Raw genomic sequence first — 13,241 nt, 5'->3', positions numbered from 1 at the left:
CTAGTTGCCTCCTGTTGAATAAATTAATAATTCTTCTTCGTTCGTTACATCCGTTTCCACTTCCTTAACAACCTGACCATCATATAAAACATAAACTCGATTTGTAATTCCGATAATTTCTGCAAGCTCGGAGGATGCATAAATGATTGCCTTTCCTCTTCGTGCCAAACCACAGATTAATTCAAAGATATCTTTTTTCGCGCCAACGTCAACTCCCTTTGTCGGCTCGTCAAAGATATAAACATCAGCATCAGCAATTAGCCATTTGCCGATGGCAATTTTTTGTTGATTTCCCCCCGAAAGATTTTGAACAATCGCTTCCTCTGAAGGTGTTTTTACCCCAAGATGATTAATCAGCTCTAACGCCTTCTGTTTCTCTGCTTTTCGGTTTAAAAAACTAAGCGCCTTAGTAAACGCACCTAAACTAGCTGACGTTAAGTTCGTGGTGACAGATTCCTTTACAAGAATCCCTTCTTTTCTTCTTTCCTCAGGCACTAATGCAATCCCTTGCTTTACAGCTTGATAAGGATTTGTTAGCGATAGCACCTTTCCATCAAGCTTTACGACACCTGACTTTATTTTTGCATCTCCAAATAACGCCTTACATAGTTCTGTTTTTCCAGCACCAACTAATCCAGCAATCCCGACAATCTCACCCTTGTGGACAGATAAGGAGATATCCCTTAACTTACCGGTATCACTAAGTGCATTGACCTCAAATAGCACATCTCCAACCTGAGCAGATTTTTTTGGAAATTGCTCTTGAAGCTCTCTGCCTAACATCAGCTCTACTACTTTATTTGGGGTAAGATGGGCAACAAGCTCACGTGAAACAAGCTTCCCGTTCCTCATAATCGTCATTTCATCACAGATTTCAAAAATTTCCGGGAGACGATGGGAAATAAAAATAATCCCGACATTTTTATCTTTTAGCTCCCGAACAATGCGAAATAGTTCTTTTGTTTCTGAATGGCTAAGTGGTGCTGTTGGTTCATCTAATATAAGAAACTTGCAATCTGTTGAAACCGTCCTGGCAATTAGCACCATTTGTTTCTCAGCCAATGTGAGTTCACTCACTAATTTTTTCGTAGTTACACGAATGTTTAAGCTGTTTAAAATCGTTTCTGCTTGTTTATGCATGTCTGCCCATTTTATCAATTGCTTTTTCCCCATATCATTAACCGTTCTTGTCAGCATAATGTTTTCCCCTACTGTCAAGTAAGGGATAAGGGCAGTATCAACCTCTTGGTGGACAATTTGAATCCCATTCTCCTGAGCATTCTTTGGCGCTCTAATGGACGTCTTTTTACCATCAATGAAGATGTTGCCGGTGTAATGGTCGAATGCTCCTGATAATACCTTCATTAACGTTGATTTCCCGGCTCCATTTGCTCCGATTAAGGCATGGGTTGTACCAGTTTTCATGATGAAGTCTACAGAATCCAAAGCCTTCACACCTGGAAATTCAATAGAGATATCCTTCATTTCTAAGATTGATTGCTTCAAGTTGCTTTCCTCCTTCCTTTCATAACGAACAAAAGCGCAAGCGCCTTGATCAGCCCCGACAAGCATAAGACGATTTGGAATAGAAGGTGTTCTTTGCCTTCAATTCCAAATTGGCTTATGACCTCGAGGGGCTAGGCGCTGGAGCTGGATGCCGAACCGCTTATCCACAGTTAAAGCATTTAATAATTCCTAAGCAATAAAAAAGAGGCAGACCCCCAAACATATAGTGAGAACCTAATCTGTTTGTTTTGGGGGCAGACCCTTTGAGATAAGTTTTATTTTTTATAATATTCCTTCAATGTTTTCATCCACTCTTCTTCAAATGCTGTTGATTGTCCCCAGCCTTCTATTGTCTTTGCAAGATTCACCATATTTACTGGTTCACTTGCTTTTAATAATGCTTCTTGTGAAATGAGTGAAGCCTCAAGATTATAGGTTTGCGGCGTTTCCTCTCCAGCTAGCTTTTTGGCTAGTAATCTCATGTCTACTGCCCCGATTAGCTTTGGATCAACGGCTGCCGAGTATTTCCAAGTGCTGCTTTTATCTTGGATTTCTTGAAGGTCTGCATTAGAAACATCAATTCCATAGATTTTGATTTCATCTCTGCCAGCTTCTTTAATTGCACGAGCCGCCCCGATCGCAAATGCGTCCCATGTAGCAAAAATCGCATCGATTTCACCCTTTGGATGCTTATTTAGCATTGCCGCTACAGCATTTTGTGTTTGCACCGAAGTATCAGCTGCAGCTACACCGAAGCGCTCAATTTCTTTAATACTAGGATTGTTCTTTAATGTTTCTTGATAAACTTGATTACGTCTTACCATTGGCGGGAAGCCATCAACCCAAAGGTATACAATATTCGCTTCTCCATTTGTATCTTTTATTAGCTGCTCCAGTGCTAATGAAGCAAGGGCCTCATCATCCTGTGAAGTTAAGGTTACACCTTCGATTTGTGATAATTCTTCGTTAGAGTCGAAAGTAACAACGCTTTTTCCAGCATCAACAAGCTTTTGGACAGCTTTAACTGTTGCCGCATCATCTCCGTGGGAAATAATAAATCCATCATAATCTTCTTCAAGCCCTTGTGCGATTGCATCGTGGAATTTTGCTGTATCGCCATTTGCTGTAAATACATCAACGTGGAAGCCTAATGCTTCTCCTTCCTCCTTCGCACCAGCTAAAAATTGAGCTGTATGATCATCCCCGCCGATTTTACGGATGACCTTAATTTTCGCTCCTTCACCGTTCGCAAAGCGCTCTGGGACATTTTCCAGCGATACATCCAGATTCCCTTTTGCAGGTTCAGCTGTTTCAGCACCATTTGAAGAACAGCCTGTTACAAATAATGCAATGACAAGAATGAAAATAAATGCAGAGTTAAATCGTCTGTTTTTCATGTTTGTAAACTCTCCTTTTCTTTTGTGTGATCATTTTTTCCCTCTTTTACTCTAGAACTCAAGCGGATTGAGTCCTTTAAAACGCAAAAAACCTCTCAAAGATAGAGAGGTTTCGCCACACGTATATATAGGAGTCTCCTCTCTTATCTTTCAAAACCCATTTAGGTTTTGCAGGAATTAGCACCAATTCTATAAAAGAACGGTTGCCGGGCATCATCGGGCCAGTCCCTCTGCCACTCTTGATAAGAGATTTACTATGCAATTAAGTAAAATTAAGAATATAATTACTTTAATAGGCTATAGAGGTCTTGTCAACTATTTTTTTGACTATTTGTACAAATCAATAAAATGATTGCGCTTATACATTTTCCTTTATCCGATTTTTTTGATCAGCTTTTCCATAATAGACAAGAGCAACAAAATAACTCCTATGATCAAGCAAATAATTTCTTTTTATTTTTATCATCTTGTATACAGATGAACGAATCATGTAAATATATATACTATTATTATAAAATTGATATCGTAAATTAACCTTTTGCGAATGAATTGGTATAATGGAAGGCAGAACTTATTTTTACATATAAAAGAAAGGTTTGATCTGATTTGGAACACAATTCCTCAAACTTTATTAAAAGCATCATTAAAGAGGATCTAGAAACAGGAAAACGTGATTCTGTCTATACTCGTTTCCCTCCAGAGCCTAACGGATACTTACACATTGGCCATGCAAAGTCGATCGTCATTAATTTTGGTTTAGCGGATGAATTTAATGGAAAAACCAACTTGCGCTTTGATGATACAAACCCGTTAAAGGAAGATACCGAATACGTTGAAGCGATCAAGAAAGATGTCGAATGGCTCGGCTACCAATGGGATGGTTTGTTTTTTGCCTCTGATTACTTTGAAGAAATGTACAACCGTGCTGTTCTCTTAATAAAAAAGGGAAAAGCATATGTTGATGATTTAACAGCTGATGAAATTAGACACTATCGCGGTACACTTACCGAGCCCGGAAAAGAAAGCCCCTATCGGAATCGTTCAGTCGATGAAAACTTAGCTTTATTTGAAAAAATGCGCAAAGGTGAATTCGCCAATGGTGAGAAAGTGCTTCGTGCAAAAATTGATATGTCATCACCTAATATAAATTTACGTGATCCTGTTATTTACCGGATCTCTCATGCAACACATCATAACACAGGCGATGCTTGGTGTATTTACCCGATGTATGCCTTTGCCCATCCTCTAGAGGATTCCATTGAAGGAATTACCCACTCCTTATGTACAACAGAATTTGAGGATCAACGCCCCCTTTATAACTGGGTTATTGAAGAATGTGAAATGGAAAATAAACCACAGCAAATCGAATTTGGGCGTTTAGGCATTAAAAATACTGTTATGAGTAAACGTAAGCTGAAGCAGCTTGTTGATGAAAACTTCGTTGATGGCTGGGATGATCCTCGAATGCCAACCATTTCAGGTTTAAGAAGAAAAGGGTACACACCTGAAGCCATCCGTGAATTTGTCAAGGAAACAGGTGTATCTAAAGGCTCTGCACTCGTTGATGAGGCAATGCTTGAACACTTCGTCAGAGAAGATTTAAAGCTAAAAGCCCCGCGTACAATGGGAATCTTAAAGCCTTTGAAGGTTGTCATTACGAATTATCCTGAAGGTCAAGTTGAGATGCTTGACGCAGAAATTAACCCTGAGGTTCCTGAAATGGGGATGAGACAAATTCCGTTTTCTCGTGAAATTTACATTGAGCAGGAAGACTTTATGGAGGATCCTCCAAAAAAATATTTCCGTCTCTTCCCTGGAAATGAAGTGCGTTTAAAACATGCCTACTTCATCAAATGTGAGGATGTTATTAAAGATGAGGCTGGAAATGTCATTGAAATCCATTGTACTTATGATCCAGAAACGAAGAGCGGAACAGGTTTTACTGGACGTAAAGTAAAGGGCACATTGCATTGGGTTGATGCAAAGCATGCACTTCCAGCAGAATTCCGCTTATATGAACAACTTATTCTTGATAATAGTGAAAACGAAGAAGAGGAAACAGACGTTGATCACAATGAGGAAAAAACCTTCCTCGATTACGTGAACAAAAACTCATTAGAAGTTTTACAAGGCTTCATTGAGCCTAATATGAAAGATTGTAAAGAACACGATAAATTCCAATTTTTCCGTCACGGATACTTCAATGTTGACCCTAAGCATTCTACTGAAGAGAAAAAGGTTTTTAACAGAATTGTCTCTTTAAAAAGTTCGTTTAAGTTAAAATAAGTAAGAAAAGCGCAAGGCGCCCGCCTATCGGCGACAAGCATAAGGCGAATAGGAATAGAAGGTGTTCTTTACCTTCAATTCCTATTTGACTTATGACCTCGAGCCGATGGCGCCTGGAGCTAGACACTAAAACTAAGTACAAAATTTTATACTTTCTTAAACTTGCACAAAGGACGTGTGAATTGTCACACGTCCTTTTATTGTTTATCAAGGCAAATAGTAGACTTTTTATTTTTGGGGCATTATACTGTCACGGAATTTCCTCTTTTTTAGCTTTATGAAGGACTTTTCTACTGGTTACATATTGAGTTTCGTCCTTCATCAGCTTTGTGAAGGACAATTCAACTGTTTTCCTATGGAGTTTTGTCCTTCAGACTTGCTCTCTACCCCAAAAGGATTCTGCTTTTTTTACTTTTTTGTTATCAATGGCAAACTAATCAGAAAGGTAGTGCCGTCATCTGATGAATCATACAATGTAATACACCCATCATGATTTTCCACAATGCGCTTGACGATCATAAGCCCTAATCCAGTACCATTTTCCTTTGAACTAGAGAAAGGCTCGAATAGAGAATCTATTATAGAAGAAGGAATGCCTGAGCCTGAATCCTTTATAAAGACTTGATAGTCCTTTTCCGTTACATGTGATGAAATCGAGATAACACCCTTCCCGCCCATCGCTTCAATGCTGTTGCGGATCATATTATGGAAAACCTGTTTGATTTGCTTGGCATCTACTTGCAATGGTATATGATCCAATTCAATGTTAAATTGAATTTCCTCAGATGATTGAATAATCAGCGGCAGGAATTCACCTAAAATATCTTCTAGATAGGTTTCCCTTTTAATTGGTGCCCCCGGCTTCGATAGTAGCAGCATTTCTTCAATAATAACGTTAATGCGCTCAATTTCCTTCATAATGAGCGACAAATGATACTTGCTTTTTTCCTGTTCTGAAAAGGATTGATTCATTAATGTTAAAAAGCCATGGACAACAGCAAGCGGATTACGAATTTCATGTGCGGCACCTGCTGCCATTTCTCCTACAGCTGCCAACTTTTCAGATTGGTGAATTCGTTTTTCCAGCTTGTCTGTTTCTGTAATGTCAACAAAATTAATGATCCGGCCAATCACCATATGGTTTTGATTTAATAATTCTGTTTGCGACACTAATAAAAAACAATCACCTTCAGATGTAGTAAAAGGTACTTTGGTATGCTTATAATTTTTCTTTGATGACAATATGCTCCAAAACAGCTCATTTTCTTGATCACGATGATCAGAAGCAAGCTGTTTTACCTGTTGTTCATTTGTATGTAACAGACTGACTGCTGCTGTGTTCAACGATATTTCCGAAGTTTGGTCGTTGATTGTAATGATCCCTACAGGCAAAGAGTTTAAAATTTGCTCACGATACATTTTGTCATTCAATATCGTATTAAATGAATCTTGCAGCCTGGTTGACATTTGGTTAATCGAATGGGTTAAATGCTGCAATTCAAGCTGATGAGGGGAATCGAGTGTTAATCCATATTTCCCGTTAGCAATCAGGTCTACTTTATCGATCATTGTTTCGATTGGTTTCGTTAAACTGGCACTAATTCGATATGAGGCAATAATAGATAAAGCAATTGCCCCAGTGGTTACTAATATTAGCAGCCATAATGAACCCTTTATAATATCGGTAAAGGAATTAGAATGGCCATTTAATTGCGAAAAGGACTCTTCCTGTGCTGCTTTTACATCCTGCTTTAACTGATTAAGCTGCGGGAGATAATGTGTAGTGATATACTCCTCGGCAGCCTTTTTATCATTATAATTGAGAAGACCTTGAACATTGTTGATCATCATGAAATCCAATAGATCTATACTTTTCTTTAAAGGAGCAAGGGATTTAGGAATTGAATCCTCATTGTCTTCAGAATGGTCAAATGAAGCATATGCCTGATATTCCTCGATCATTTCACAGCACATATCGTTTTTAATCGCACTCTCTACAATGTATTCTTTTACATCCAGCTCCTTCTCCAGTTGAGAAAGCCACATAAGCTCAGGGATGTTTCGTTCCTTGATTTTATTGCTAATCTGTGTAATGTCTTCTATCGATTGGACTAAGACTAGCGAAAAACCGCTTAATACAACGGTTAGTAAAAGGAGAATTGTGAGAATCTTCGTTCGAAAAGACATATTTCTACTTAATTTCGTCATCACAATTCCTTTCCTCCCCTAAGGAAACGTCAATTCCCCTTGTTCATACTTCTTCATCTCATTTTTCATAAATTGAATCTCTTTTTCCGTAAATATTGGTCCAAATGGAGCTAAACTGTAGACTCCATGACTTGCATTTAATATAACTTTACCAGAATTCAAACCCTTTTCGCTAAAAAAATCATTCATAATTGCAACATATGTTTGTGAAACATCATTCATCACACTTGTTAAAACGTGTTCCTTCCCCATATAAGATTGATCATCAAGATAACCGATCACATATACATCCTCTTTTTTTGCCAAATCAATCACATCGCGATTATAGGAATTGCCTTTGCTATAAATAACATCAACACCTTCAGAAAGTAACTCCTTCATAAGCTGAACAGCCTTTTTGCCATCATCTCTGCTTCCTACAACCTTCGTATAAATACTGGCTTCTGGTTTATAATAGGCCAAGCCTGCTTCAAATTCAGGATACTCATCACCAGATTCAGTTGGGTTAAGAACACCGATCTTATTTGTCTTCGTTTTAAGAGCTGCAGCTAACCCGGCAAAATATTCAATTTCACCTTGATCAAACGTATACACCGTTTGGTTAGGATGTTTTGCTGTCCCATGAATGGTCACAAATCGCACATCCGGATTAATGAGGGCAGCTTTTGTAAAGACATCTGAAAACTCCCGACCATGGCCAATAATCAGTTTTGATCCATCTTGAATAGCTGTATTAACCGTTTGTAACATTAATTTATCCGTATTAATTTCACTATAAAGTGTAACATCTACTGGAAACTGTTCTTCTATTTTAAGCTGACCTTTATAGGCAAGGCTTCCCCAGCTTTGATCAGCTACAACGTCAGAGGTAATAATCGTCACCTTTGTTTTTTCTAATGTTCCGCTAGAGCTAGTCTCGGCTTCTAGCATAATCCCTTTCGTTTTCAACACAATTGTTCCTACTAGAGCAATAGCAACAATCAGCGTGATAAACCCTATTATTCTAAGTTGTTTCGATTGCTGCAACTTTTTTCTCCCCTTATCATAGTACCTTTCTCCTTAAACATTATAACGAACATACCTTTATCAATCTACAAATATCTAAAAATATCTACACAATTCGACAAAATCTTCATAATTGAAACATTCTAATCAAAACAAAAGGCTCTGATCCTCCAAAATAAGAGATCATCTCTTTATTTGGATTGATCAGAGCTTTCAAGTCAACAGTCTTATTTTTCTAAATAGTGTTTTGTTAACCAGTCCCTTAGCTCATCCTTTAATAGATTGTGAATTGGAGCAGTTGCTTCTTTTTTATATTGCTTCAATAAATTAAGAACCGTTTTTTCTCCTTTAAATTCTTTCAGCATATGGTCCATGTTTTTAATGACGACTGTCTTCGCATTGGATTTTTCCATGACGTCAATTCGTTTTAAATCCTCGTAGTTTGCCTGAACATCCTTATCACCTGTTATGGCAAGGATCGGACAGTTTGCCTGTTTCAAAGCATTAAGAACATCCTCAGAACGATAGCGAAGATGCTCCCTAAACCACTTTGCCGGCATCTTTTTCATCTTGATCCTAATTGTATCACCAGTCGAGCTTTCCATTTTGCTAAAAAGCTCTTCAGTCTGCTTTGCGATTTTATGTTCTTTAACAAGCAGCCTTAACAACGTTCCTTTTATCCCTTTAAGGTTTTTTATTTCTTCGATTGTTTGCCGATTTTGATAAATAATTGGCTCTTTTAAATTTGTGCCCGCTCCCGCAAGCAAAATTAAACCAGCTACAGGAAGAGTTTCATTTACTTTTGTTGCCAAAACACACCCTTCACTATGTCCAAGTAAAATGATTTGATCGTTATTAACTTTAGGATGATTTTTCAAAAAAATGATAGCACTTATTATGTCATTTACTAAGTCAAGCATTCCGCTTGTAATTGAATTCCCTTCACTTTCACCGACTGCTCGCTTATCATATCGCAATGTGACAAAGCCTAAATCTGTTAAAAAGTGAGCAAGCTCTTTATACAAATTTGTTACAAGAGCGGGCTTCTTCATATTACCGTCCCGATCTGCCCCACCTGAACCGTTTATCATGATAATCGCTGGGTACTGATCATCGTCAGTGTTAGGACATGCAATTGTACCTTTTAGTGTGACATCACTTTTGAAACTGACCAATTCTTCAACGATAGAGTTCATCCATGACTCTCCTCTTTTATTATTATTATCAATAATGATAACATTAATCATAAAAAAAGAACAGTACATTTTATGGTTTACTTAGGAAAAGAAAAACTGGGCAATAGCACTACAACACCCAGTTCTCCTTTGCTTCATTAATCCTCATCCTTGACATCTATATCCTCTGGAATCGGTTCTTTCATATATTCATCATATAATGTCTTATATTTTTCTAACTGCTCAAAGTGAGTTTGAAATTGATCCTTGTAAATTAGATACTGCTCACCATCGTATAAAGCCCTAATTTTCTTTTGCAGCACTAAGCTAGTTACAACTTCCTCTGACAGTGATAAAAATTCAGCTGTTTCAGAAATGGTTAAATACATATTTTTTCACCCTTTAAAAATAGCCTTCCCTAATTAGACTATTAGGAAAGGCTGAAAATGTAAAGATGAAATCTTACTCAATTTCATTTAACAGGGCAAAAGCTTCTTCTTTAGATTTTGCTGCTAATAATTGATCTCTAAAAGCATCATCCATTAATTTTCGAGATAACATTTGCAGGATTTTCAAATGTGCATCACCTTGGCCCGTTTTTGGTACGGCAATCATAAAGATCAATTTTGCTTCCGTTCCATCAAGACTTTTCCAGTCAACACCATCCTGCTTAATGCCAAATACCACTCTCGGCTTTGTGACTGCATCTGATTTACCATGAGGAATCGCAATGTTCATACCAATTCCGGTTGAGCTTTCATTTTCACGGTTTATAATGGCTTGTTTAAACTCTTCTTTTGAGGTTAATACGCCTTCAGCGTCTAGCTTTGCAATCATTTCGTCGATGATATCGTCTCGAGTTTGCCCGTTTAGATTTGGATCAATTAACGCCATACTTGTAAGATCTGTTAATTTCTTAACCTCTTCATTTTCTGCTTGTACATCTTTTTCCGGCTGTTCCTCTTTGGCAGGAACCTCAATATGATCTGGCTGCTCCTCGTCTAAAGCGTCGATTACCTCAACATCTCTTTTTAAAATGTTTACTAGTATCGCAGTAACAAATGCACCAGCTATAATGGCGACAAAGAACATAATCACATTATCTACCGCACCAAGCACGGCAACAATTGGACCGCCATGGGCAACGCGATCGCCGACATTGCCAATCATTGCAATAACAGAGGCTGCCATCGAACCTGCCATGATACTTGGAATAACACGGAATGGATCTTGGGCTGCAAATGGGATAGCCCCTTCAGTTATTCCGAATAGCCCCATTGTAAACGAAGCTTTTCCTGCTTCTCTTTCTGATGGCTGATATTTCTTTTTGTTTAAAAATGTTGCAATACCCATTCCGATTGGAGGGATACAGATTGCAGCTGCGATCGGACCCATAATTTCATAGTTCCCCTCACCTATCATTGCCGATCCGAATAAAAAGGCAACCTTATTGACTGGACCACCCATATCAAACGAAATCATTGCGCCAAGAATAAGCGCTAATAAAATGGAGCTTGAGCCTTGCATTCCCGCTAACCAAGCTGTTAATGATTCAAATACTTGGGCTACCGGAGCACCGATTACATAAATGAATGCCAGTCCAATAATTAATGATGCCAGCACAGGAATGATAATAATTGGCATAATCGGTTGAATCGCTCTTGGTACCTTCATTTTCTTAATGGCCAATGCTACATAACCAGCTAAAAATCCAGCGATAATTCCTCCAATAAAGCCTGCACCTGCTTCACTTCCATAAAACGAACCATTTGCTGCAATATAGCCGCCAACCATACCAGGAGCCAATCCCGGTCTGTCAGCAATACTATATGCGATAAATCCTGATAAAATCGGCACCATGAATGTAAACGAGGCAGCACCAAGCTTTTCAATTGATTTCCAGAAAGAGTCCTCTGGGATCACCAATCCGCCAGGAGTTTTTTCTCCTCCAAGTGTTAAAGCAACGGCAATTAATAAACCGCCAATAACAATGAATGGAATCATATAGGAAACACCATTCATTAAGTGACGATAGATCGGATTTTGTTTATCCTTCTTCGCCCCTTTGTCATCACCGGTTTTTTTGGCTTCCCCTTTAAAAACCGGCACTTCACCCTTCAAATGTTTTTGGATCAGTTCTTCAGGTTTGCGAATCCCCTCTTGAACACCAACAACTAATACCTTTTTTCCTGCAAAACGATCCTTACTTACTGTTTTATCAGCAGCGATAATAATGCCATCAGCTTCCATGATATCCTTTTCAGTAAATTCGTTTTCTACTCCAATGGAGCCTTGGGTTTCAACCTTCATTGAAACACCCAATTTATCAGCTGCTTTTTGTAGATTTTCCGCAGCCATATACGTATGTGCAATCCCATTTGGGCATGATGTAATCGCTAATAGCTTCATGTTGTAACCTCCTATTGTGCAATCTCTAATCGCTTACATTTACTATACGGCAAGAATTCGACAAAAAAAGATCATTTTTTTACCGTTGCTGCGGAAAAAAGGAAAGAAATGAATTTACTTATGGTAGTTTATATCACAAAAACATAATTATTCTTTTTAATGAAGGCTCTATTTTAAGATAATGTCGTATTTAACTAGGTTCTTGATGAAATCTGTATATGTTGATTCTTGGTAAATAGCAACAAAGTTTGCGAAAATGCATTAGAATATTGAAACACTAAAACTAAAAAAACTGCCTCAGGCAGGGTCAATGCGACCTTTTCTTGAGACAGTTTCTTCTTTATATTTAACTTAACTTTTCATTAAAAATCAATATTATCAGGATCTGGTCCAACTCTCTTGTCCTGATTTAAGTTATCGATTCTTTCCATTTCTGCATTTGATAAGGCAAAATCAAATATTGAGGCATTTTCAATAATTCGCTGTTCTCTTATTGATTTTGGTATTGTCACAACACCATGTTGCAGATCCCACCGTAAAATAACCTGGGCAATGAATTTATTATGCTTTTCCGCAATTTCCTTTAGTACTTCGTTATCTAACAAGTGACCTTGCATAAGTGGTGACCATGCCCCCATTTGAATACCATGTTTTTGACAAAACGCTTGAAGCTCTTTTTGTGTCAAACGCGGATGGTATTCTACCTGATTTACCATCGGTTTTATTTCTGATTCCTTCATCAGGTCCTCTAGGTGGTGAATCTGGAAATTACTTACGCCAATTGCCTTAACCTTCCCGTCTTTATATAGAGTCTCTAATGCTTTCCATGACGGTTTATATTTTCCTTCAACCGGCCAATGAATGAAATATAAGTCTAAGTAGTCTAGGCCAAGCTTCTTTAAACTTTCCTCAAATGCAGCAATGGTAGATTCATATCCTAAATCTGAATTCCAAACCTTTGACGTTATAAATAATTCTTCTCTAGCTATGCCTGTTTCTTCCATGACTTCACGAATCGCTTGTCCAACACCTGCTTCATTCTCATAAATAGCTGCTGTATCGATGCTGCGATAGCCATGCTTTATCGCAGATTTCACCGCATTGATTAGTTCGGGTCCTTCCTCTACTTTAAATACCCCAAGACCAAACCAAGGCATTTTTACTCCATTATGCAAAGTTGTTGTATCTTGTAAATTTTTAAGCATTTTATATAACCTCCGTAATGTTTAATCGCTTTATACTTTTCAAGACCTGT

General features: G+C 38.0%; 9 protein-coding genes and 1 riboswitch. Of the genes, 1 reads left to right on the top strand and 8 read right to left on the bottom strand.

The features are described from left to right. The gene (locus Q1B07_RS09005) at positions 1 to 1,506 is read right to left on the bottom strand and encodes a sugar ABC transporter ATP-binding protein (RefSeq protein WP_366945171.1); all 1,506 of its coding nucleotides are present in this window, start codon (positions 1,504 to 1,506) and stop codon (positions 1 to 3) included. Positions 1,507 to 1,781: 275 nt separating this feature from the next. Beyond that, the gene (locus Q1B07_RS09000) at positions 1,782 to 2,903 is read right to left on the bottom strand and encodes a sugar ABC transporter substrate-binding protein (protein ID WP_299088866.1); all 1,122 of its coding nucleotides are present in this window, start codon (positions 2,901 to 2,903) and stop codon (positions 1,782 to 1,784) included. A 140-nt stretch (positions 2,904 to 3,043) separates the two neighbouring features. Then, positions 3,044 to 3,152, bottom strand: a riboswitch (SAM riboswitch). A 357-nt stretch (positions 3,153 to 3,509) separates the two neighbouring features. On the opposite strand from Q1B07_RS09000, the gene Q1B07_RS08995 reads away from it, so the two are divergent. Then, complete coding sequence (locus tag Q1B07_RS08995; RefSeq protein WP_299088864.1) at positions 3,510 to 5,189, top strand: glutamine--tRNA ligase/YqeY domain fusion protein; 1,680 nt, start codon at positions 3,510 to 3,512, stop codon at positions 5,187 to 5,189. 408 nt (positions 5,190 to 5,597) lie between these two features. Here the strand turns inward: Q1B07_RS08995 and Q1B07_RS08990 are convergent, their stop codons facing one another. From Q1B07_RS08990 to Q1B07_RS08965, 6 genes are all read right to left on the bottom strand, one after another. Next, the gene (locus Q1B07_RS08990) at positions 5,598 to 7,397 is read right to left on the bottom strand and encodes an ATP-binding protein (protein WP_299088984.1); all 1,800 of its coding nucleotides are present in this window, start codon (positions 7,395 to 7,397) and stop codon (positions 5,598 to 5,600) included. An 18-nt stretch (positions 7,398 to 7,415) separates the two neighbouring features. Then, positions 7,416 to 8,423, bottom strand: coding sequence for a BMP family ABC transporter substrate-binding protein (locus Q1B07_RS08985; RefSeq protein WP_299088861.1), 1,008 nt, complete (start codon positions 8,421 to 8,423; stop codon positions 7,416 to 7,418). A gap of 206 nt (positions 8,424 to 8,629) precedes the next feature. Beyond that, positions 8,630 to 9,598 carry an alpha/beta hydrolase gene (locus Q1B07_RS08980; protein WP_299088858.1) on the bottom strand — a complete coding sequence of 323 codons (969 nt, stop codon included), beginning with the start codon at positions 9,596 to 9,598 and terminating at the stop codon, positions 8,630 to 8,632. 137 nt (positions 9,599 to 9,735) lie between these two features. After that, the gene (locus Q1B07_RS08975) at positions 9,736 to 9,966 is read right to left on the bottom strand and encodes an excisionase family DNA-binding protein (RefSeq protein WP_299088856.1); all 231 of its coding nucleotides are present in this window, start codon (positions 9,964 to 9,966) and stop codon (positions 9,736 to 9,738) included. Positions 9,967 to 10,039: 73 nt separating this feature from the next. Continuing rightward, the gene (locus Q1B07_RS08970) at positions 10,040 to 11,986 is read right to left on the bottom strand and encodes a PTS fructose transporter subunit IIABC (protein ID WP_299088853.1); all 1,947 of its coding nucleotides are present in this window, start codon (positions 11,984 to 11,986) and stop codon (positions 10,040 to 10,042) included. A 362-nt stretch (positions 11,987 to 12,348) separates the two neighbouring features. After that, positions 12,349 to 13,191 carry an aldo/keto reductase gene (locus Q1B07_RS08965; RefSeq protein WP_299088852.1) on the bottom strand — a complete coding sequence of 281 codons (843 nt, stop codon included), beginning with the start codon at positions 13,189 to 13,191 and terminating at the stop codon, positions 12,349 to 12,351. Positions 13,192 to 13,241 lie beyond the last annotated feature (50 nt).

It is taken from the genome of uncultured Metabacillus sp. (assembly GCF_947503125.1).
GTDB lineage: Bacteria > Bacillota > Bacilli > Bacillales > Bacillaceae > Metabacillus.
This window is presented reverse-complemented; position numbering and strand designations above follow the sequence as displayed.